General features: G+C 70.6%; 20 protein-coding genes. 7 read left to right on the top strand and 13 right to left on the bottom strand.

Annotation, left to right across the window (positions count from 1 at the left end):
* Positions 1–107 precede the first annotated feature (107 nt).
* The 3 genes from LZP97_RS20255 to LZP97_RS27305 all read left to right on the top strand — a co-directional run bounded on the left by LZP97_RS20255 (position 108) and on the right by LZP97_RS27305 (position 2,989).
* Complete coding sequence (locus LZP97_RS20255; RefSeq protein ID WP_010595396.1) at positions 108–491, top strand: nuclear transport factor 2 family protein; 384 nt, start codon at positions 108–110, stop codon at positions 489–491.
* 134 nt (positions 492–625) lie between these two features.
* Entirely contained in the window at positions 626–1,906 is a 1,281-nt protein-coding gene (locus LZP97_RS20250) for a hemolysin family protein (protein ID WP_010595395.1), read from the top strand.
* A 279-nt stretch (positions 1,907–2,185) separates the two neighbouring features.
* A complete protein-coding gene (locus LZP97_RS27305) occupies positions 2,186–2,989 on the top strand; it encodes a DUF6777 domain-containing protein (protein WP_237713763.1) in 804 nt (267 codons plus the stop codon).
* Positions 2,990–3,056: 67 nt separating this feature from the next.
* Here the strand turns inward: LZP97_RS27305 and LZP97_RS20240 are convergent, their stop codons facing one another.
* Positions 3,057–3,728, bottom strand: coding sequence for an SDR family oxidoreductase (locus tag LZP97_RS20240; protein ID WP_010595393.1), 672 nt, complete (start codon positions 3,726–3,728; stop codon positions 3,057–3,059).
* Positions 3,729–3,737: 9 nt separating this feature from the next.
* Positions 3,738–4,400: a SanA/YdcF family protein gene (locus LZP97_RS20235; RefSeq protein WP_225223001.1), complete on the bottom strand. Its 663-nt coding sequence runs from the start codon at positions 4,398–4,400 to the stop codon at positions 3,738–3,740.
* 39 nt (positions 4,401–4,439) lie between these two features.
* Here LZP97_RS20235 and LZP97_RS20230 point away from each other — a divergent pair, with 39 nt between their 5' ends.
* The gene (locus LZP97_RS20230; protein ID WP_010595391.1) at positions 4,440–5,468 is read left to right on the top strand and encodes a PHP domain-containing protein; all 1,029 of its coding nucleotides are present in this window, start codon (positions 4,440–4,442) and stop codon (positions 5,466–5,468) included.
* 5 nt (positions 5,469–5,473) lie between these two features.
* Here LZP97_RS20230 and LZP97_RS20225 read toward each other — a convergent pair whose 3' ends face one another.
* From LZP97_RS20225 to LZP97_RS20190, 8 genes are all read right to left on the bottom strand, one after another.
* Positions 5,474–6,346 carry a spermidine synthase gene (locus LZP97_RS20225; protein WP_010595390.1) on the bottom strand — a complete coding sequence of 291 codons (873 nt, stop codon included), beginning with the start codon at positions 6,344–6,346 and terminating at the stop codon, positions 5,474–5,476.
* A 72-nt stretch (positions 6,347–6,418) separates the two neighbouring features.
* A complete protein-coding gene (locus tag LZP97_RS20220; RefSeq protein ID WP_010595389.1) occupies positions 6,419–6,646 on the bottom strand; it encodes a hypothetical protein in 228 nt (75 codons plus the stop codon).
* 1 nt (position 6,647) lies between these two features.
* A complete protein-coding gene (gene ctaD, locus LZP97_RS20215) occupies positions 6,648–8,378 on the bottom strand; it encodes an aa3-type cytochrome oxidase subunit I (RefSeq protein ID WP_203011277.1) in 1,731 nt (576 codons plus the stop codon).
* A gap of 601 nt (positions 8,379–8,979) precedes the next feature.
* On the bottom strand, positions 8,980–10,089 hold the full coding sequence (locus LZP97_RS20210; protein WP_017681903.1) for an alcohol dehydrogenase catalytic domain-containing protein: 1,110 nt from the start codon (positions 10,087–10,089) through the stop codon (positions 8,980–8,982).
* An 89-nt stretch (positions 10,090–10,178) separates the two neighbouring features.
* Positions 10,179–10,940, bottom strand: a complete 762-nt coding sequence (locus LZP97_RS20205; protein WP_017681902.1) for a glycerophosphodiester phosphodiesterase — start codon at positions 10,938–10,940, stop codon at positions 10,179–10,181.
* Positions 10,940–12,316, bottom strand: coding sequence for an ABC transporter substrate-binding protein (locus LZP97_RS20200; RefSeq protein WP_040273056.1), 1,377 nt, complete (start codon positions 12,314–12,316; stop codon positions 10,940–10,942). The genes LZP97_RS20205 and LZP97_RS20200 overlap by 1 nt, the downstream gene beginning before the upstream one ends.
* 44 nt (positions 12,317–12,360) lie before the next feature.
* The gene (locus LZP97_RS20195; RefSeq protein ID WP_017681900.1) at positions 12,361–13,197 is read right to left on the bottom strand and encodes a carbohydrate ABC transporter permease; all 837 of its coding nucleotides are present in this window, start codon (positions 13,195–13,197) and stop codon (positions 12,361–12,363) included.
* Complete coding sequence (locus tag LZP97_RS20190; RefSeq protein WP_026138035.1) at positions 13,197–14,156, bottom strand: carbohydrate ABC transporter permease; 960 nt, start codon at positions 14,154–14,156, stop codon at positions 13,197–13,199. The genes LZP97_RS20195 and LZP97_RS20190 overlap by 1 nt, the downstream gene beginning before the upstream one ends.
* A 313-nt stretch (positions 14,157–14,469) precedes the next feature.
* Here LZP97_RS20190 and LZP97_RS20185 point away from each other — a divergent pair, with 313 nt between their 5' ends.
* Together LZP97_RS20185 and LZP97_RS20180 are read left to right on the top strand one after the other, a co-directional pair.
* Positions 14,470–15,279, top strand: a complete 810-nt coding sequence (locus LZP97_RS20185; protein ID WP_017681898.1) for a DeoR/GlpR family DNA-binding transcription regulator — start codon at positions 14,470–14,472, stop codon at positions 15,277–15,279.
* Between the two features lie 6 nt (positions 15,280–15,285).
* Complete coding sequence (locus LZP97_RS20180; protein WP_017681897.1) at positions 15,286–15,966, top strand: HAD family hydrolase; 681 nt, start codon at positions 15,286–15,288, stop codon at positions 15,964–15,966.
* Positions 15,967–16,019: 53 nt separating this feature from the next.
* On the opposite strand, the gene LZP97_RS20175 is transcribed toward LZP97_RS20180, so the two are convergent.
* Positions 16,020–17,102: an ABC transporter ATP-binding protein gene (locus tag LZP97_RS20175; protein WP_040273054.1), complete on the bottom strand. Its 1,083-nt coding sequence runs from the start codon at positions 17,100–17,102 to the stop codon at positions 16,020–16,022.
* A gap of 188 nt (positions 17,103–17,290) precedes the next feature.
* Here LZP97_RS20175 and ggh point away from each other — a divergent pair, with 188 nt between their 5' ends.
* Positions 17,291–18,628, top strand: a complete 1,338-nt coding sequence (gene ggh, locus LZP97_RS20170) for a glucosylglycerate hydrolase (protein WP_040273051.1) — start codon at positions 17,291–17,293, stop codon at positions 18,626–18,628.
* A gap of 102 nt (positions 18,629–18,730) precedes the next feature.
* Here ggh and LZP97_RS20165 read toward each other — a convergent pair whose 3' ends face one another.
* Together LZP97_RS20165 and LZP97_RS20160 are read right to left on the bottom strand one after the other, a co-directional pair.
* On the bottom strand, positions 18,731–20,188 hold the full coding sequence (locus LZP97_RS20165) for a catalase (RefSeq protein ID WP_017681894.1): 1,458 nt from the start codon (positions 20,186–20,188) through the stop codon (positions 18,731–18,733).
* Positions 20,189–20,294: 106 nt separating this feature from the next.
* A complete protein-coding gene (locus LZP97_RS20160) occupies positions 20,295–22,106 on the bottom strand; it encodes a sigma-54-dependent Fis family transcriptional regulator (protein ID WP_040273049.1) in 1,812 nt (603 codons plus the stop codon).
* Between the last annotated feature and the right edge of the window lie 87 nt (positions 22,107–22,193).

The following is a 22,193-nucleotide window of genomic DNA, read 5'->3' as shown; positions in this document are numbered from 1 at the left end:
TGCGGACGGGTGCCCGCGAGGCGGCGGTACCGCCGGGCATTCCCAGTCCCGGCGTGCGCTGCTAACCTCCGTTGCTAGAACGCGTTCTAGCAACGGAGGTTTTCCGCATGGCTCCCACTCCCGCCGCGATCCGCGCCACCGTCGAGTCCTACATCAGGTCGGTCGCCAAAGGGACCACGGACGAGGTGCTCGCCCTCTACGCTCCCGGAGCCACGGTCGAGGACCCGGTGGGTACCGACGTGCGCACCACCGAGGCGTCCCTGCGCGAGTTCTACTCGATGATCGAGCCGCTCATCCAGACCGGGGAACTGCTCAGCCTGAAGATCGCCGACGGCAACGCCGCCTTCCTCTTCCGGCTGACCACCCACCTCGGCGAACAGGACCTCGTCATGGAGGTCATCGACGTCATGACGTTCGACGACGACGCCCGGATCACCGGCATGAAGGCCTACTGGAGCCAGGAGGACATGCAGACCGTCCCCGCCTCCTGAACTGTTTCACGTGGAACATCCGTCCTGAGGTGCGGCCGGTGCCCGAACAGCCGGGGCTCTCCTAGACTGGAAGTCGTATCCCGCGTCCTCCCGATGAGGTGACACGACATGGCCCACGGTCCAGGGTGGCCGCCATGACCGCGCTCGCCGACATCCTCCTGGTTCTGGTGTTCGTCCTGATCGGCGGCGTCTTCGCCGGCACCGAGCTGGCGCTGGTGTCGCTGCGTGAGAGCCAGATCCGTGCGCTCGAGGAGCGGGGCCGGCGGGGGCGGCGGACGGCCGAGCTGGCGCAGAATCCCAACCGCTTCCTGTCCGCGGTGCAGATCGGCGTCACCGTGGCCGGGTTCTTCTCCGCCGCCTACGGTGCCTCCGCGATCGCCCCCGACCTCGTCCCGGCGCTCGAGTCGTGGGGGCTGCCCGCCGCAGCGGCGAGCGCCGTCGCCTTGACCGGCACCACCCTGGTGATCGCCTACCTCTCGCTGGTCCTCGGGGAACTCGTTCCCAAGCGCATCGCCCTGCAACGGTCCACCGGGGTGTCGTTGCTGACCGCACCGACCCTGGACCGTTTCGCCACCCTGATGCGACCGGTGATCTGGTTGTTGTCGGTCTCCACGGACGGGCTCGTCCGGCTGCTGGGAGCCGACCCGGCGCGCCGGAGCGAGGAGATCACCCACGAGGAGTTGCGCGATCTGCTGCTCAGCCATTCGGCGGTGCCGGAGGACGAGCGCACGGTGCTCGCCGAGGTGTTCGACGCCGGGCAGCGATCGTTGCTCGAGGTGATGCGTCCGCGCACCGAGGTCGACTTCCTGCCCGCCGACACCCCGCTCCCGGCGGCGCGCGAACAGGCCCTGGCAGGCGCGCACAGCCGGTATCCCGTCGTCGGCACGTCGCTCGACGACGTCGTGGGCTTCGTGCACCTTCGCGACCTGCTGCTCGCCGATCCGGCGACCGCCCCGACCGTCGCGGACGTGTGCCGTCCCATCCTCGCGCTGCCCGCCTCCAAGCCGGCGCTCGCGACACTGTCGCTGATGCGACGCACCAACGACCAGATCGCCCTCGTCGTCGACGAGTACGGCGGCACCGCCGGGATCGCGACGCTCGAGGACATCGTCGAGGAGATCGTCGGCGAGATCGGCGACGAGTTCGAACCGACCGGGCAGGCCGCGCCCCCGTCCGCGCCGGCGCAGGCCGGCACGCAGCAGGTGGACGGTCTGCTGATCGTCGAGGACTTCGAACGCGACACCGGGATCGGGCTGCCGAAGGGCCCCTACGAGACCGTCGCGGGGTGCATGGTGCACCACCTCCAGCGCCTGCCACGACTCGGCGACAGCATCACCCTCGACGGTCACCGCCTCACCGTGAGCGAACTGGACGGCCACCGGATCGCTCGCGTCCGCCTGACGTCCGACGGCTGAAGCCGACCGAAACCACCCGAGGCGCGGAGGGGTTCCGCCTACCATGGGCGGGTGGCCGCCGGCACCGCTGCGCGCGGATTCGGGATGGTACTCGCGCTGACTGCGCTCGCCGTGGGGGGATGCTCCACGGACGGTCCGTCGCGAACCGAGCTGGTTCGCCTGGACCTGGCGACATCGCGGGGCGAGCATCCATGGAGCGGCCTGCTCCTGCCGGATCAGGTGCCGGTCGCCGTTCCACCGGCGCCGCAGGCCGAGCTCCCCGTGCCCGACGGAGGTCCGGTGACGGTGTCCGGAGACCGGACCGGCCTCTACGGCGGCAGCCTCGAACGTGAGCTGTGCGACCGGGAGCGGCTCGCCGGCACGCTCGAGCAGGACCCGGTCAAGCAGGCAGCCTGGCTCGACGTGTTCGACATCGCCGACGCCCGCGCATACCTGCGCACCCTGACACCGGTGCTGCTGCGGGCGGACACCCGGGTCACCGATCACGAGTACCGCGGGGGACGCGCGGTGCCCGTGCAGTCGGTCCTCGAGACCGGAACCGTCGTTCTGGTCGACGACCGCGGTGTGCCTCGCGTGCGGTGTGCGCCGGGAAGTCCCCTGATCTCCCCCGTTCTGTCCTCGGGTCAGGAGATCGAAGGAGAACGCTGGTCCGGCCTCGACGAGGAACGGTTGTTCGTCGTGCAGCCGGGAGCGGCGCCGGTCGGCGAACTGACCGTCGTCGACGTCACCACCGGGAATCTGCTGGCGGTGCCCATCGGCGCCGGTCCCAAGCAGCCGGCGCCCGGGGCCGCCGACCCGGTACCGCCGCCCGCACCGGAACCGTCACCCGCGCCGCCGGCGCCGGAGGCGGAGATCGCGGCGCCCGCGCCGCGGGCTCCGGTGCCACCGCCACCGCCACCTCCCCCGCCGCCACCGCCTCCCCCGCCGCCGCCACCGCCGCCTCCCCCGCCGCCGCCACCGCCGCCGCCTGCGCCGGAGCCGCTTCCCCCGGCACCGGCGCCGGCGCCGGCCCCGCCGCCGCCACCCCAGATCCGCATCCAGCTGCCGAACGGGGCGCCGGTCGTGATCCCACTGCCGTTCTGACGCCGGCGGCGCTGCCGTTCCGACGGTGCTGCCGTTCCGACGGTGCTGTCGTGTCCGGCGCCGACGGCTACCGGGGCCGCAGCACGATCTCGGTCGGGTGCGCGTCGACGGGGGTCCGAACGGCCTGCCCCACCGCCAGTGCCACGGTCGAGGCCTTCAGGAAGCGCTCCGGTTCGTAGGTCCGGCCCTCGCTCGCCACGATCGCACGCTGCATGTCGGTGTCGATCCGGCCCGGATGCACCGACGTCACCCGCAGCGCCGGCTCCTCCTGCCGCAGGACGTCGGCGAAGGCCCGCAACGCGAACTTGCTGGCGGCGTATGCGCCCCAGCCGGCCCTCGCGTTCAGGCCGGCCCCCGAATTGAGCAGCACGACATGGCCGTTCGCGGCCCGCAGCGCCGGCAGGAGCAGCCGCGTCAGTTCCACCACCGCCACCACATTCGCCTCGAACATCTCCCGCCACTGCGCGATTCCGCCGTCGGCGATCGTCCCGAGTTCGGCGAGCCCCGCGCTGTGCACCAGCACGTCCAACCGGTCGATGCCGGAGCAGGCCGCGGCCACCGCCGCGTGGTCGAGCAGGTCGACCGGCCACGGTGCCGCCTGCGGAAGCTCCGCGCAGATCGCCCGGAGCGACTCCGCGCGGCGGCCGCCGAGCAGCAGGTCGTGACTGGGGGCGAGTTCCCGGGCGATGGCGGCGCCGACGCCGCGGCTGCCACCGGTGATCAGGGCTGAAGGTCGCATGCGACGACCCTAGGCGAGGATCCCGGCCGATGCGCCGCCCACGCCCACCGTCACCCGCGGAGGGCGCGGAAAATGCATCTCCACAAGCGCTTTCGGACGAGAGAGCACATACTCACGCAGCACGTTGCGCACCCGGGTGCGCAGCCGGCAGTCGCACTCCGCGATCACCCCGGCCAGGTCGATCCCCGCCCGCCGCCCCAGCGCGACGGCCCGCGGCAGATGGAATCCCTGGGTGGCGATCACCGCCGTCCGCACCCCGTAGACCTGCGCGGCGCGCAGACAGGTGTCGTACGTGTCGAGCCCGTACGGGTCGGTGGCGATCACTTCCCGCCCCACACCGTGTGCCACCAGATAGTCGGTCATCGCCGCGATCTCGTCCCCGGAGCGGCCTCCTGCGTCGCCCGAGACGAGCACGCGGCGGGCGCGGCCGTCCGCGAGCAGCGCGACAGCCACGTCGAGGCGTCCGCGCAGCATCGCCATGGGCCATCCGTTCCGGACGCGGGCACCCGGCACGATCACCACCGGCGCGGCCGGCGCATCGGCGACGGTGTACAACCGCCCGGCCGCGGGCGTCGCGACCCGGGCCGCGACGCCGGCCAGCACCAGCGTCCCCCCGGCCACCCCGATCGCGGTTCCGGTCAGCGTCCGTCGCCACCTCGCATTTGTGCGCATGCGCCCCACGCTACGGACCGCCGCGGCGAGAATGGACGCATGGACCCGGTGGACGCCCTGCGGGAGGTCGCGTTCTGGCTCGAACGCGACCGCGCCGAGAGCTACCGCGTGAAGGCGTACCGTCACGCCGCCGACGTCGTCGCCCGGCTCGACCCGGACCAGCGCGCCGCGCGGCGCCGGGCGGACAGTTGGACGGCTCTGTCCGGAATCGGGCCGAAGACCGCCACCGTGATCCGCGAATCCTTCGACGGCGTCCCCGCCTACCTGCGGCAACTGCGCGAGGAGGCCGAGCCGATCGGCCGCGGCGGCGCGGGCCTGCTCGAGGCCCTGCAGGGCGATCTCCACGTGCACTCGGACTGGTCGGACGGCGGCAGCCCGATCGCCGAGACGATGCGGACCGCCGCGGCGCTCGGACGCCGGTACTGCGCGCTGACCGACCACTCACCCCGGCTGAAGGTGGCCAACGGCCTCACCGCGGAGCGGCTGCGCAACCAGTTGGGAGTCGTCGCCGAGCTCGACCGGGTCTTCGCCGACAGCGGCACCCCCTTCCGCATTCTCACCGGGATCGAGGTGGACATCCTCGACGACGGCACGCTCGACCAGGACGAGGGACTGTTGGCCGAACTCGACATCGTGGTGGCCAGCGTGCACTCGAATCTGCGGGCCGACCGGTCGATCATGACGAAGCGGATGCTGAAGGCGGTGCAGAATCCGCACGTCGACGTGCTCGGGCACTGCACGGGCCGGCTGGTGCAGGGCGGTCGCGGCACCCGCCCGGCGTCGCGTTTCGACGCCGAGGCGGTGTTCTCGGCGTGCCGCGATCACGGCACGGCGGTGGAGATCAACGCCCGCCCCGAGCGGCAGGACCCGCCGGAGCGGCTGATCGACCTCGCGCTGCATCTCGGCTGCCGCTTCGCGATCGACACCGACGCGCACGCGCCCGGACAGCTGGACTGGATCGGGTACGGCTGTGAACGTGCCGCCGAACGCGGGGTGGAACCCGAGGACGTGGTCAACACCTGGCCCGTGGAGGACCTGCTCGCCTGGACCGCGGGCCGGTCCGGGTGACGACGTCAGCCGGCCGCGACCTCGCCACCCGGGCGGCACTCGGCGTCGAGCAGGACGCGGGCGTCGGCGGCGAACCGGCGGACCTGCGCGTCGGTCCACACCTGGGCGGGCACGCCGCCGCCGAGCAGTTCGCGGGCGAGTGCCGGTGACTCGCCGAGCGGGGCGTCGCTGCCGGCGATGACGATGTTGCCGTAGCGCCGGCCCTTGAGCATCGCGGGATCGGCGATGATCGCGGTGTGCTCGAAGACGCTGCCGATGGTGGCTGCCTCCCGCCGGGCGGTGGTCAGATCCCGGGTGTCACCGCAGTTGACGACGTAGACGCCGCCCGCGTCGAGGACCCGGCGGGCGTGCCGGGTGAACTCGACGGTGGTCAGCGCGACGGGCGTGCGGTTCACCGCGAAGACGTCGCGGACGATCACGTCACGGGTCGCGTCGGTCAGGGAGGCCAGGACCGCCCGGCCCTCCCCCACCCGAATCCGCAACAGCGGGGCGCGGGGCAGGTCGAACCAGTCCCGGACGAGTTCGGCCAGGCGCCCGTCGATCTCGACCACCACCTGCCGTGCATTCGGGTAGGTGGCGGCGAGATAACGGGCCATCGTGCAGGCCCCACCACCGAGGTGCAGCACCCGCAGCCGTTCGTCGTGCGGCCGTTGCGATTCGAGCAGGTGAGCGATCCACCGCATGTACTCGAACTCGAGCAGCGTGGGATCGGTGAGATCGATGTGGGAGCTGGGCACCCCGTTGACCTCGAGCACCCAGCCGTCGGGCCGGTACCGATCCTTGACCAGTTCACAGGTGCCGGTGTCGATGTCGTGGATGCCCTCGGCCGGGCCGCGGCCGGACCCCGCCGCGGCCCGACGCTCCCGCTGCCTGCCCATGGCATCGAGGGTAGCCGGACCGCCGGGAACCGTCGGGGCCCGGCCGGCAGGTCCGGGTGACCGACCGTGCCGCTACGACCAGCGGGTCGGCACGATGGTTCTGCGGCTCGTGGCGCCGACCGCGACCGTGCCGGCGGCGGCCGCGACGATGAGCAGCACGGCCGGGACCGGTGACAGCCACCACGGGGACGCGAGCAGCACCGCCAGCACCAGCATCGCGATCAGCAGGGCCGTCGGGTCGGGCCGGGTACGGGTCTCCCCGAGCGTCGCGTACCGGCGGAACCGTCGTCCGTCCGTCATGTCAGTGCGTCCCCTCGAGCGTGCGAGCGGTCTGGGCGTGCGAACCCCAGCCCACGTGCGCCTCGGCGCGCATCTTCTCGCTCATGTGCGGGTAGTGCAGCTCGAACGCGGGCCGCTCGGAGCGGATGCGCGGCAGCTCGTAGAAGTTGTGCCGCGGCGGCGGGCAGCTCGTCGCCCACTCGAGGGAGTTGCCGTAGCCCCACGGGTCGTCGACCGTGACGACCTGCCCGTACCGGTAGCTCTTGAACACGTTCCACAGGAACGGCAGCGTCGAGGCGCCGAGGACGAAGGCACCGACGGTCGAGACGATGTTCAAGGTGGTGAACCCGTCCGACGGCAGGTAGTCGGCGTAGCGGCGCGGCATGCCCTCGTTGCCCACCCAGTGCTGCACCAGGAACGTGGTGTGGAAGCCGACGAAGGTCAGCCAGAAGTGCCACTTGGCGAGGCGCTCGTCGAGCATGCGCCCGGTCATCTTCGGGAACCAGAAGTAGACGCCGGCGTAGGTGGCGAAGGCGATCGTCCCGAAGAGCACGTAATGGAAATGCGCCACGACGAAATACGACTCGTGCAGCTGGAAGTCGAGCGGCGGGCTGGCGAGGATGACGCCGGACAGGCCGCCGAACAGGAAGGTGACGATGAACCCGACCGAGAACAGCATCGGCGACTCGAACGTCAGCTGCCCCTTCCACATGGTGCCGATCCAGTTGAAGAACTTCACGCCGGTGGGCACCGCGATCAGGAACGTCATGAAGGAGAAGTACGGCAGCAGCACGGCGCCGGTGGCGTACATGTGGTGCGCCCACACCGCGATGGAGAGCGCCGCGATCGCCAGGGTCGCGTAGACCAGGCCGGTGTAGCCGAAGATCGGCTTGCGGGAGAAGACCGGGAAGATCTCCGAGACGATGCCGAAGAACGGCAGCGCCAGCACGTATACCTCGGGATGACCGAAGAACCAGAACAGGTGCTGCCACAGCATGACACCGCCCGTGCCGGGATCGAAGATGTGAGCGCCGAACTGCCGGTCGACGAACAGGGCGATCAGCGCCGCCGCCAGCAGCGGGAAGATCAGCAGGATCAGCAGCGAGGCGATGAAGGTGTTCCAGGTGAAGATCGGCATCCGGAACATGGTCATGCCGGGGGCGCGCAGGCACACGATGGTGGTGATGAGATTGACCGCGCCGAGGATCGTGCCCAGGCCGCCGACGGTGAGGCCGAGGATCCACAGGTCCGCGCCGACGCCGGGCGAGTGCAGCGAATTCGTCAGCGGCACATACGCCGTCCAGCCGAAGTCCGCGGCGCCCCCGGGGGTGAGGAAGCCGGCCGCGGCCATGAGGCCGCCGAAGACGTAGAGCCAGAAGCCCACCGCGTTCAGCCGGGGGAAGGCCACGTCCGGTGCCCCGATCTGCAGGGGCAGAAGATAATTGGCGAAACCGAAGAACACCGGCGTCGCATAGAGCAGCAGCATGATCGTGCCGTGCATGGTGAAGAGCTGGTTGTACTGCTCGTTCGACAGGAACTGCAGGCCGGGCACGGCGAGCTCACCCCGGATGAGCAGCGCCATGAGCCCGCCGACGAGGAACCACGCGAAGGCCGCCACGATGTACATCACACCGATCACCTTGTGGTCGGTGGAGGTGACGACCGTGAGGATCCTCGAGCCTTTCGGGCGGTGGGTCGGAGGATACGGCCGGTGCGCGTCCGGCGTCCTCAGTATCGGCGCGACATCGACCATGACCACGACTCCTGCCTTCGGGCCCGCCTCCCGGCGGGGCATCGAGTTCCGACCTGCTGCCGCGAGCGGGCGGATTCGCGGCCGCCCGCTCGACCGGCGGCGCAGACGTCCGAGCGGAGCCGCCGACCGTCGGCGCGCTGACTCTTGCACCGCCGCATCGACATCGGCAATGAGACGTGGAGCACGTCCACGGCGCGGCGTGGACTCGCCCAGGTGCGCCGGACACCGCCCGCTGCTCCGGACGGGCCGGGCCGTCGCGGACGCCGGGGTCGTCGTCGGCCGGGTCGAAAATCACTGATCAACAGGTTTTTCCACAGCTGTGGATACTCGCGTTCGCGAGCGGTCCGGGCACCCGCCGCGCACCGGCGGGACGGGAAACGCACCTCGACTCCGGCACGGCCGGAGGGACCGAGGACCGGGAGAAAAGGGTCCGAAGACTCCCGTCGCATGCGCCCATCGGTCGGAGCAGTCCGGCGCCGAGCGGGGGACCGAGCGGCCGGGACGCGCGGGCACCTCGTCCCCGTCCGCCCCGGACGTCCGGAAAATCATTTTCCCACAAGATATCCGGTCCGGGACCTTGGTCCCGGCCGACGTCCGGCGCTCAGTCGTCGAACACGACGACCTGACGTACGGCCAGGCCGTCGGCGAGCTGGTCCATGGCCTCGTTGATGCGCGAGAGGGGGATCCGGGAGGAGATCAGTTCCTCCACCGGCAGCCGGCCCTCGCGCCACAGGCGCGCGTACTCGGGGATGTCGCGGCGCGGCACGGCCGAGCCCAGGTAGCTGCCGACGATCGTGCGGGCCTCCGCGGTCACCGTCAACGGGGAGATCACGGCCGTCGCCGTCGGGGCGGGCAGGCCGACCGTCACGGTCGTGCCGCCGGGTGCCGTGAGGGCGAACGCGGTTTCGAACGCGCGTGCGCTGCCGGCACATTCGACGACGTACCGGGCTGCGACGCCCCGCTCGAGCGCCTCGCCCGGGGTGTAGGTCTCGTGCGCCCCCAGTTCACGGGCGCGGGCGAGCTTGTCGTCGAGAGTGTCGATCGCGACGATGCGCGAGATCCCCTGCGCGACGGCCGTCAGGAGAGCGGCCATGCCGACCCCACCGAGGCCGACGATCGCGATGCTGTCCTGCGGCCGCGGCCGGGCCGCATTGAGGACGGCACCCCCGCCGGTGAGCACGGCACAGCCGAGCACCGCGGCGACGTCGGGCGGCACGTCGTCGTCGACCGCGACGGCCGACGCGCGGTCGATCACCGCGTGCGTCGCGAAACCCGAGACCCCGAGATGGTGGTGCACCGGGTGACCGTCGCGGTGCAGGCGCCGGCCGCCGTGCAGGAGTTCGCCGGCGTTGTTGGCGGCGGACCCGGCGGTGCAGGGCAACCGGCCGTCCTCGGCGCAGTTGTCGCACGCCTCGCACCGCGGCAGGAACGACATGACCACCCGCTGCCCCACCCGGAAGTCGTCGACGGCCGAACCGACCTCGACGATCCGTCCGGCCGCCTCGTGTCCGAGCAGCATCGGCACCGGACGAACCCGGTTGCCGTCCACGACGCTCAGATCGGAGTGACACACCCCGGCCGCCTCGATCCGTACCAGGAGCTCGGTCGGTCCCGGCGGATCGAGCTCGAGTTCGGACACGCTGATCGGCTTCGACTCGGCGAACGGCCGCGGCCGGCCGATCTCCTCCAGGACTGCGCCGGTGATCCTCATCTGCCGCTGCTCCTCGGGTCCGTCGGACGGTTTCCCCGACCACGGTATGGCCTGCGCGGGCCGGCGGAAAACACCACCGTCGGCCCGCGTCACCCGACCGGTCGGGAAACGAGTGCCGCCGCGAGCCAGTACCGGGCCGCGCCCGGGTCGTCGGCGGTGCCGCCGTCCAGGCCGAAGGCGAGTGCGCGCCCCACGTCCTCCGGTCCTCGCAGCGGCCAGCCGTGCATCTCGTAGCCCAGGCCCCGGACGCGGTCGACCAGGGCGGCGGTCAGGCCGTCCCAGCCGCAGAAGAAGGCGCTGCACCCGGTCTCGGCCAGCACGGCCTCGATCCCGCCCGGATGCCGCTGCGCGTCCGGGTAGCCGAGCGTGATCAGCCCGCGCGGCACGGTCGGGGCATGCTCGGCCAGCAGCCGCAGGTCCTCCGGTCGAAAGCTGGTGAAGCGGACACGGGCGGTGTCGGCGGGCCGGGCGGCGACGATGCGTGCCACCTCGGGCACCACGGCGGGTGTCTTGATCTCGACCTGCAGGGTCACCGTGGTGGCGTCGAGCGCCTCGTCGAACGTGAGGACCGGATGCCCGGAGTCGAGCTGCACGGCGCGCAGCCGGTCGAGGTCCAGGTCCGCGACCGGGCCGAGACCACGCCCCGACTCGTCGGCGGCGACCCGGTCCAGCGTCGCGTCGTGCAGCACGATCGCGGCGCCGTCGGCGGTGAGGCGGACGTCGAGCTCGATCTCGTCGGCGCCGAGTTCCTCGGCGAGCAGGAACGACTCGACACTGTTCTCGGGGGCGTGCGCCATCGCGCCGCGATGCCCGACGATCGTGAAGGGGCGGGCGGGTTCGGGCGCGGGCATCAGGCGACCATCTCCTCGTACCGGGGGCGAAGGATGTCGGCCTCGACGCGCAGCTTCTCGGCGGTCTGCCGCAGGGTCGTCGCCGCGTCGGCGTTCTCGGTGTAGAGCTTCTGGATGGCGGTGCGCATCTCGACTATGGCGCTCGAGACGTAGCGGCGAACGGCGTCGGGCTGCCGGGCGATGTCGAGTTGTTCGACGGCGAGCCGGTAGTACGGATTCTCGGCCATGCGCTGCTGCACGGTGGCGGATTCGGCCGCGCCGATCGTCGCCGGGAGGTAGCCGGTGCCGACGGTCCAGTCGGCCGACGGTTGCGGCCGGGACAGGTATGCGAGGACCTTCGCGGCAGCCTCCTTCCGTTCGGGGGCGGAATGTTTCATGATCGACAGTCCGCCGCCGCCGGTGGGTACCCCGGTGGTGGTGGCCGTGGGCAGGAAGCCGGCGCCCACCTCGAAGTCCGCCCCGGAGATCAGGCCGGTGAGCGAGCCGGTGGAGTTGGTGATCGTGGCGACGAGACCGTTGGTGAAGTCGTTGTTCATGCTCTGCGCGAGGTAGCCGATCCGGTCGTCGTTGACGATCGCACGGTCGAACTCGGCGGCCGTGATGCTCTCCGGCGTGTCGAGCACCACGTCGAGACCCTCGGAGATGCCGCCGCCGAAGTTCCACAGCAGGCCCTGGAAGTACCAGTCGTCGGTGCCGGTATAGGCGCGCATCTGCAGTCGGTTGCCCCGGTAGTCGCGACCGGTGATCTCCTTGCCCCAACCGCGGAACTCCTCCCAGGTGGCCGGTGCCCGGTCGGGCAGACCGGCCGCGGCGAAGACCTCCTTGTTGTAGTAGAACAGCGGTGTCGAGCGGCCGTAGGGCACCCAGAACGACTGTCCGCGCACGACGCCCTCGTCGAACAACCGCGTGTGGAAGGTGGCGGGTCCGAAGTCGTCGGTGAAGTATCCGTCGAGGGGTTCGAGGCTGCCGTTGAGGAAGAAGATGTTCCAGTGCACATCGGAGAACACGGCGATGTCGGGAATCTGCCTGGCCTGCAGGCCCGCGGCGAGCTTCTCGGACACCCCGTCGTAGCCGTTGAACGTCTGGATCTCGGCGTAGATCTCGGACTGGGAGTCGTTGAAGTCCTTGATGATCGTGGCGAGCCGGTCGCCGTTGTTGCCGGTCCACGGACTCCACATCACCACGTTGGTGCGGCCGGCGTATTCGGCCGGCGGTGCGACCTCGGGTTGGCCGAACGAGGCCGAGGATCCGGCAGTGGGGCTTCCGCAGGCCGACAGGATCGGCACGGCGGCGGAGGCCATCGCGGCGACGGTGAGGAACCGGCGCCGGCTCAGGCGTGCCGAGGTGAGCGGCGAGGGGCAGGAAATCGGGGACATGATCTCTCCTGGAGGGGTTTTCGTGATGCGGAAGAAGGGTGAGGTCAGCGGCGGACGGCGGCGCCGGCCATTCCGCTGATGATGTAGCGCTGGGCGAGCAGGAACAGCAGCAGCATCGGCACGACGACGAACGTGGTGCCGGCCATGATCGAGCCCCACTGGTCGACGCCTTCGGTCTCCTTCAGATACATCAGGCCGATCGGCAGCGTGCGCATCTGCACGGAATTGGTCACCAGTAGCGGCCAGATGAAGTCGTTCCACTCGTCGATGACGGCGATCAGTGCGACGGTGATCACCGCCGGCAGCGACATGGGCAGCACGAAGTGCACCAGCCGGCGCAGGTGCCCGGCGCCGTCGAGCTCAGCGGCCTCGAGGACCTCCGGGGCGATCCCGCGGAAATGCTGACGCAGCAGGAAGGTTCCGAACGCACTTGCCAGCCCAGGTAATACGATGCCGGCATAGGTGTTGATCAAACCGAGGTTGCCGACGGTGATGTAGTTGATCAGCAGGGTCACGTGGCCGGGTACCATCAACGCACCGAGCACCGCCACGAAGAGCAGGTTCCGTCCGGGGAAGGACAGGAACGCGAACGCGTAGGCGCTGAAGACGGCCAGGACCACCTTGAGCGTGGCGCCGACGGCGGTGACGACGAGCGAGTTGATCAGGAACCGGTCGAACGGGGCGGCCTCCCAGGCGCGGGCGAAGTTGTCGAGGACGAACTCGCTCGGGAGCCACTGCAGCGGCCACCGGTAGATCTCGGCCTCCGGCTTGAAGGCCGAGCTGAGCATCCACAGGAAGGGAGCGGCGAACACCAGGCCCGTCACGACGAGCGCGGGCAGCGACCGCAGTCGCGCGATGCGGCGGGGAACGAGGGTGGCCATCAGTAGTGCACCTTCTTCTCGACGTAGCGCATCTGGAACACCGTCGTCGCCATCAGCACCACGAACATGATCATCGAGCCGGCCGCGGCCGACCCGGCGTCGAACTCGCGGAATCCCTGCTGGTAGATGAACCAGCTGAGGGTCGTCGTGGCGCCGGCCGGCCCGCCTCCGGTCATCATCGCGATCAGGTCGAACGACTGGAATGCGGCGATGACCTGGGTGACGAGCAGGAAGAACGTCGTGGGTGAGAGCAGCGGAAGGACGATGTGCCGCAGCGACTGCCACCGGCCGGCGCCGTCGAGCCGGGCCGCCTCGAGTACTTCGGACGGAATGGACTGCAGGGCAGCGAGGTAGACGATGGCGACGAAGCCGACACCCTTCCACACCGCGACGATGATCAGGGCCGGCAGGGCCCACCGCCCGGACGTCGTCCAGTGCGGAGAGTCCGCGCCGACGACGGAGAACAGGACGCGGGACAGACCGTAGTTGGGGTCGAACATGAACAGCCAGATCGCGGCGACGGCGGCCCCGGAGAGGATGTGCGGGGAGAACGCCAGTGCGGTGACGGCGCCGCGGCCGGGCAGGCGCACGTTGAACAGCAGGCCGAGCGCCAGTCCTCCGCACAGGCTGGTGCCGACCACGCAGACCACCCAGATGCCGGTCAACCGGAGCACCCGCAGGAACGCGGGGTCGGTGAACAGAGCGAGGTAGTTGTCGAGACCGACGAACAACGGTTGCGGGGCGATCATGTCCCACCGGGTCAGGCTCAGATAGGCGTTGCCGACGATCGGCCAGTAGGCGAATACGACGATCAGCGCGAGGTTGGGCAGCGCGAACAGCGCGAACAACAGTCGCTCGCGGCGCCTGCGCCGGGTGCGGCCCGGCCGAGGTGCCGAGGCCGGGATGTCCGGGGAGCGGACCGCCGGGTCCGTCTCGCGCCGGGTCAGTGTCACGGACACGTCCACCGTCCTTGTCGAAATAACATCGAGTAGTTAAGAACCGAAGCGGCCGGGACGATGGTGGCACCGGTTCCGGCGCCCGGTCAAAACGGGCCGGAAGGTCTCCGGTACGCGGTCGCGGAATCCAAAAGTGCGCGAAAAAATCTGCAAAGCAATGTTTTTGGATCTCCAAGTCGGGGAGGGTTCCCGTCCGGGTTGCTTGCGGTTGGTGGCCCGTCGGCCATCATTTCCCGGTCCGTTCACGCGGAGTTAATAACACGACTGGTGATATAAAGTCCGTGTCGATCATCAGAACGAGAGGAGGTGATGCGCGATGTCCAGAGCGAGCCGCAACCCCCGCCAGGAAAGGCTCGACGCGATCCTCGAATCGCTGCTGGCGGACGAACGTGCCACGGCCCAGGCCCTTGCCGAGCGGTTCGGTGTGTCGCTGATGACGGTGCACCGCGACCTCGACGAACTGCAGCGCCGCGGCGTCGTCCGCAAGTTCCGCGGCGGTGTCAGCATCGAGCGCACCGGCACCTACGAGATCGCCGCGGCGGTCCGGCGCCGCCTCGCGCTGCCGCAGAAACTGGCGCTCGGCGCCGCCGCGGCGCAGACCGTCGCCCCCGGCACGTCGATCATGCTCGACGACTCGACCACCGTCGCGACGATGATCGACCACCTGGCCGGTGCCGAAGACCTGCGGGTGGTCACCAACTATCTGCCGGGCCTCGCCGCCCTCGCCCGTCACGCCGCTGTCGAGACCGTGGCTCTCGGCGGCACATACGACGTCGGGCACGAGTCGTTCCTGGGCGCCGGAGCGCTCGCCGCCGTCCGCGGCGTGCGGGTGGACACCCTGTTCCTGTCCACCACCACCGCGGACGCGGACGGGCTGTACCACCAGGAGGATTCGATCGTCTCGCTCAAGGCCGAGATGCTGCGCGTCGCCGACCGGCGCGTCCTGCTGCTCGATTCCGGAAAGATCGGCCGCCGATCCTTCCATCTCGTCGCCGGCTGGGACGCGATCGACGACGCGATCGTCGACGACGCCGCACCGGCCCACTTCGTCGACGCTCTGCGCACCCGCGGAATCCGGGTCCAGGTCGTCCGCGTACCGCCCACCCCGAACCCGGATCAGGAGTAGCCCCGAATGCACACATCCCCCGCCGTCCACGCGGTGCTCTGGGACATGGATGGCACCCTCGTCGACACCGAGCCCTACTGGTTCCGCGCCGAGCGGGAACTACTGGCCGCGTTCTCGATCCCGTGGAGCGACGGGCAGGCAGCCGAACTCGTCGGCTGCGCGCTGCCCGAGACCGCCCGGGTGCTGCAACGTGCCGGGGCGGACCTGCCCGTCCGCGCCATCGTCGACGGGCTCGTCGACTCGGTCGTGACCCAGGTGCGGCAGGCGGTCCCGTGGCGGCCGGGTGCGCGGGAACTGCTCGGCGAGCTCGCCGCGGCGGATGTGCCGTGCGCGCTCGTCACGATGAGCGAACGGCCCCTCGCCGACGAGATCGACCGCCTGCTGCCCACCGGCACGTTCCGGTTCCTGGTCACCGGCGACATGGTGAGCAACGGCAAGCCTCACCCCGAGCCGTACCTGCGGGCCGTCGAGGCGCTCGGTGACGACCTGGGCGCACCGCTCGACCCCGCACGCATCGTCGCGATCGAGGACTCGTTGCCAGGACTGGCGTCGGCCCGCGCCGCCGGCGTCGTGACGCTGGGGGTACCGAACGTGGTTCCGCTGCCCGAGAACCCGGGGCACACCCTGTGGCCCACCCTGGCGGGACGCTCGATCGCGGACCTGAACGACCTCGTCTGCCCGAACTGAGCGGACCGAACCGGTGGCGGAGCGAGCCCGTTCCTGCTCCGCCACCGCACGAGTCAGGCGCTCAACCGCATACCGGTTTCGGCGTCGAACACGTGCACCCGCGCCGGGTCCGGTTGCAGTCGCACCACCGTGCCCGCCGGCGGCGGGTTGTGTCCGTCGGTGCGGAACACCACATCGCGGCGGTCGCCCTCGACCGCGGCGCCACCGTAGACGTAGGCGTCCGCCCCGAGTTCCTCGACCATGTCGACGGTCACGTCGAATCCGGAGTCGCCCGCGGACAACGCCAGGTGCTCCGGGCGAAGGCCGATCGTCACCGTGGCACCCCGCGCGGCGGCGAGCACGTGCCGCGGCACGGGCACGAGGTGCCCGCCGATCCGCACCCCGCCGTCGGCGATCGGCGCCTCGAACAGGCTCATCGCCGGAGAGCCGATGAAGCCGGCGACGAAGGCGTTCGCCGGCCGGTCGTACAGCGCCCGCGGCGTGTCCACCTGCTGGAGCCGGCCTCCGTCGAGCACGGCGACCCGGTCCCCCATGGTCATGGCCTCGACCTGGTCGTGCGTGACGTACACCGTGGTCACGCCGAGCCGCCGGGTCAGGCGCGCAATCTGGTTACGGGTCTGCACGCGCAGCTTCGCGTCGAGGTTGGACAGCGGTTCGTCCATCAGGAAAACCTGCGGGCTGCGCACGATGGCCCGGCCCATCGCCACCCGCTGCCGCTGCCCGCCCGACAGGGCCTTCGGCTTGCGGTCCAGGTAGGCCGTGAGATCGAGCATCGCCGCGGCCTCCCGCACGCGGGCGACGCGCTCGTCCTTCGGGACCCCGGCGATCTTCAGCGCGAAGCCCATGTTCTCCGCGACGCTCATGTGCGGGTACAGGGCGTAGTTCTGGAACACCATCGCGATGTCGCGGTGGCGCGGTTCGACGTCGGTGACGTCGCCGGCGCCGATGAGCAGCCGCCCGGAGTCGACGTCCTCGAGCCCAGCGAGCATCCGCAGCGAGGTCGACTTGCCACACCCGGAGGGGCCGACGAGGACGAGGAACTCGCCGTCGGCGATGCGCAGGTCCAGCGCATCCACTGCCGGGGACTCGGCCCCCGCGTAGTGCCGGGTGGCGTGGTCGAAGGTCACTGAAGCCATTGTCTCGAAATCCCTTCACGGGCAGGAACGTGCCCGACGATCCGTGGTGAACGGACGAATGTCCACCGGCCAGTCCACCCGGTACAGGTGACGGTCCGGTACCGCCCGGGCCAACGGGTGGTGTCCGCTCGGCGTCCGGGACCGCGCCCCGACGCGCGCCGAGGGCCGGGCGGTCGCACAATGATGCGATGCCGGACCGCGGATTCACCCACACCCAGCTCGCCGCGCGGGCTGCCTATCTGCTGCGCGGCAACGACCTCGGCACGATGACCAGCGCCGCCCCGAAGCTGTACCCGCACATGTGGAGCTGGGACGCGGCGTTCGTCGCGGTGGGGCTGGCCCCGTTGAGCGTCGAGCGGGCCGTCGTCGAACTCGACACCCTGCTCTCCGCGCAGTGGCGAAACGGCATGATCCCGCACATCGTGTTCGCGAGCGGGGTGGACGGCTACTTTCCGGGACCGGCGCGGTGGGCCTGCACCGACCTGGCCGCCGCTGCCCCGCAGGGGCCGCAGACCTCCGGCATCACCCAGCCACCCGTGCACGCCATCGCGGTGCAGCGGATCCTCGACCACAGCCGACGGCACGGGCGCACCACCCGTGCCGTCGCCGAGGAGTTCCTGGACCGTCGCTGGCCCGACCTGGTGCGCTGGCACCGGTGGCTGGCCCGGGCCCGCGACCTCGACGGCAACGGCCGCATCGCGCTCTACCACGGCTGGGAATCCGGCATGGACAACTCGCCCCGGTGGGACGCGGCGTACGCCAACGTCGTCGCGGGGGCGGTGCCGACGTTCCGGCGCGAGGACCTCGCCCATGTCGGCGACGCGAGTCAGCGGCCCACCGACGCCGAGTACGCCCGCTACCTGTGGCTGCTCGAGGAGATGAAGGAGGTGCGCTACGACGACGACGCCCTGGCCACGGCCATGAGCTTCGCCGTCGAGGACGTGTTCGTCAGTGCCGTGTTCGCGCTGGCGTGCGAGGTGCTCGCCGTCATCGGGGAGGAGCATTCGCGCCCGAATGCGGACGTGCGTGAGCTGCACGAGTACGCGGACCGGTTCCGTCGCGGCGTGCTCGACACCACCGATCCGCGTACCGGCGCCGCCAAGGACTTCGACCTGCGCAGCGGCCGCTGGATGGCCACCGACACGATCGCGATGTTCGCGCCGTTGCTGTGCGGGGGTCTGCCCCGCGGCACCGAACGGGCCCTGTTGCGCACCTTCGAGGGCCCGAAGTTCTGCGGGCACCCCGACCTGCGCTACGCCGTGCCACCCTCGACGTCCCCCGTCTCCCGGGACTTCCGTTCGCGCGAGTACTGGCGGGGACCGGTGTGGCCGGTGATGACGTGGCTGTTCTCGTGGACGTTCGCCCGCCGCGGCTGGGCGGAGCGCGCCCATCTGCTGCGAGCGGAGGGCTTGCGGCAGGCGAGCGACGGCTCGTTCGCGGAGTACTACGAGCCGTTCACCGGCGAGCCGCTCGGCAGCATGCAGCAGTCGTGGACCGCGGCCGCGGTGCTGGACTGGCTGGGCTGAGCCGCCCGGGCCGGCAGCCGCGCGCCCGCCTGTCGGCCGCGTCGGCACTCGACGCGGCGAACGACCGAGGGTTGCGCGGCTGCCGGACGGATCACCGGTCGCTCACAACGCCCCCAGTGCCTCGCAGGCCTTGCGAACTCCCTCACCGTAGGCCGGATCGGCCTGCGTGCAGTTGGCGATGTGCCGTTCGATCGTCGTCACCGATGCCCCGGTGATCGCGCGCGCGGTGTTCTCGAACAGCACGGTCTGCTGCTCGGCGGTCATGGCGCGGAACAGGATCCCGGGCTGCTCGAAATAGTTGTCGTCGTCTGCGCGGTAGTCGAATCGGTCCGCGACGGCACCGACGGTCAGCGGCGGGTCGGCGTACCCGCGTTGCTCCTGGAATCGGCCGTACGAGTTCGGCTCGATGCTCGGGACGCTGCCCTGGTTGCCGTCCACCCGCATCGCGCCGTCGCGGTGGAAGGAGTTCACGTGGGCGGCGGCCCGGGGGCAGTTCACCGGGATCTGGTGGTGGTTGACGCCGAGCCGGTAGCGTGCGGCGTCCCCGTACGAGAAGAGCCGGCCCTGCAGCATCCGGTCGGGCGAGAACCCGATGCCCGGGACGACGTTCGCAGGGGAGAACGCGGCCTGCTCGACGTCGGCGTGGTAGTTGTCCGGGTTGCGGTTCAGCTCCAGCTCCCCCACCTCGAGGAGCGGATAGTCCTTCTTGGACCACACCTTGGTCAGGTCGAACGGGTGGTAGCGGTAGGTCGCCGCGTCGGCCTCGGGCATGATCTGCACGTACAGCGTCCATTTCGGGTGGTTCCCGGCCTCGATCGCCTCGTACAGGTCCCGCTGGGCGGATTCGCGGTCGCCGGCGATCACGGCCGCGGCCTCCTCGTCGGTGAGGTTCCGGATGCCCTGCTGGGTGCGGAAGTGGAACTTCACCCACGACCGGGCGCCCGCGGCATCGACGAACGAGAAGGTGTGCGAACCGAATCCGTGCATGTGCCGGTAGCCGTCGGGGATGCCGCGGTCGGACATCACGATCGTGATCTGGTGCAGGGCTTCCGGCAGATTGGTCCAGAAGTCCCAGTTGTTCTCGGGGTCGCGAAGGTTGGTCCGCGGATCGCGCTTCACGGCATGGTTGAGGTCGGGGAACTTGAGCGGATCGCGGAAGAAGAACACCGGGGTGTTGTTGCCGACGATGTCCCAGTTGCCCTCCTCGGTGTAGAAGCGGACGGCGAAGCCGCGGATGTCGCGTTCCGCGTCGGCGGCGCCGCGCTCGCCGGCGACGGTGGAGAACCGGACGAACACCTCGGTCTGCTTGCCGATCTCGGAGAACAGCGCGGCCCGGGTGTGCCGCGTGATGTCGTGGGTGACGCGGAAGGTGCCGAACGCGCCGGAACCCTTTGCATGCATGCGCCGTTCGGGGATCACCTCACGGTCGAAGTGCGCGAGCTTCTCGAGGAACCACACGTCCTGGAGGAGCATGGGTCCGCGGGCCCCGGCCGTGAGACTGTTCTGGTTGTCCGGCACAGGTGCGCCGGCAGCGGTGGTGAGTCCGTTGTGGTCGGTCATCGATCACTCCTGTCTGGTCACCCCGGTGGGGTGAACGTCTCTGCGCTCAGCAGTGTTTCGTGCGGAGCAGTGTCCCGTCGTCTCAATTTGACACGCACACTCGGAATCAGAGGGTGATGCCGAATTCTCGGATCTTGCGGTAGATCGTCGCCCGCGACATGCCGAGGGCCTTCGCGGCGGCCACCTTGTCGCCGCCGTGCAGCGCCAGCGCCTCCACGATCGCGTCCCGCTCGAGGGACTCGAGCCGGGTCAGACTCCGGCGGGTCGTCGCCCGGCACTCGGCGGGCAGGTCGGCCGGCTCGACGGTCCCGGATCGCCGCCGCCGGCAGAGCTCGTCGAGGACGCCGCGCAGATGGGTCACGTTGCCGCTCCACGACAGCCGCATGAGCTGGTTCGCCGCGGCCGGGGAGAGCGTGAGGCCGGAGGCGCCGGCGGCGTCGAGCAGGAACCGGACCAGGTCGGGCACGTCCTCGAGTCGATGCCGCAGCGGGGGAACGGAGATCGTCTTCGGGAAGAGGCGGAGCAGCGCGTGGGTGTCGCTCTGCCCCTGCGGCGGCTGCATGGTCAGGGCGACCCACGGCGCGGGCGCGCGCGTGTCCTGGGCGACGGCCTGCAGGAACGACTCGAGCGCCGCGAACTGGTCGTCGCCGAGGACGTGGGCGTGCAGCACGGCGAGGTCGCCACCGTCGTCGAGGGTCGCAGCCGCGCGTTCGGGCAGCTCGTCGCCGTCGAGCTGGACCGCGTCGAGGACCGTCAGGGCGTGCCCGGACCGGACGTGGTCGTGCGCCGCCCGGATCAGGGCGGCCTTCCCGACGCCCGGCTCACCGTCGAGGACGAGCCATTCGCCGCGCCGGCACGCCTCGACGACGCCTTCGACGGTGCGCTGCCACTGGGTGCTGCGGCCGGCCAGGGCGCGCGGCGCGGGTGGGGCGACGGCCCGGGTGGACCGGCTCCGGGCGACCTGTTCCTTGATCCGCACGACCCCGCCGGCGAGCCGGTCGTCGACGAAGGTGGGCTGGTAGGACAGCCGGGCCGTGGTCCCGCTCGGCAGGTCGGCGAGCAGGGTGAACGGCTCGTGCCGTCCCCGCGCGTCGCGGGTCCGGTCGATGATCGCGGCCTGGTCGCGCGAGTCGAACCGCTGCTGGGTGAGGGCGTTCATCATCAGGACCTCGTCGCCGATCGCGATGACCGGACGGCCCGAGTGCTGGCATGCCGCGTGGTAGTCGTGCAGCAGCGCCCGGTCCAGCTCGTTGGCGTCCTCGAGGATCCGCTCCCGGATGCGGGTGGCGGCGAGCTTGGCGAACGAGAGCAGCAGCGAGTTCGTGTTCTCGGCCTCGGTGGTCAGGTCCACCACGCCGAGCAGGGCCCCGGTGACGGGATGGGTCACGAGTGCGCCCGCGCAGGAGAACTTGCGCAGATGCCCGCTGTAGTGCTCGTCGCCCCGGATGAGCAGCGGCGCGCCGACCTCGAGCGCGGTGCCGATGCCGTTGGTGCCGACCTGGGACTCGGAGTACCGGAACCCCGGTGCGAGGTGGACCCGGTCCAGCGCGCCGAGCAGGCGACGGTCGCCGCCGTAACGGCTGAGCACGGTGCCCTTGCCGTCGGTGAGGATCAGGCTCACCGGTTCGTTCTCGATCTCCGCCGCCAACGCGCGCAGCACCGGCCGGGCCGCCCGGGTGAGGACGGTGTCGGTGGGAAGGGCTTCGACGTAGTCCGCGGCCGGGCGATCGGCGTCGACCTTGGCCTCCCGGGAACGCACCCAGGACACCCGCAGCCAGTTGCGGACCCGCCGATCGCCGAGATCGGGGAAGTCGCCCGCACGGACCGATTCGCCCGATTCCTGAAGCGAATGCCCGTCCCGGGAACCGCTCCGGTTGTGTTCACCCACCTCGATCTCCCGGTCGTCCGGAGTTGTCACGCCACCTTCTCCTCGGATCTCGCAAGAGCAAAGGTAATCACATCGATTGTGACCTGAGTCTCACATTGAGACAGATCGGGGTTGCAC

The sequence above is a fragment of the Rhodococcus sp. DMF-1 genome (genome assembly GCF_021441945.1).
GTDB classification, from domain to species: domain Bacteria; phylum Actinomycetota; class Actinomycetes; order Mycobacteriales; family Mycobacteriaceae; genus Rhodococcus; species Rhodococcus ruber.
This window is presented reverse-complemented; position numbering and strand designations above follow the sequence as displayed.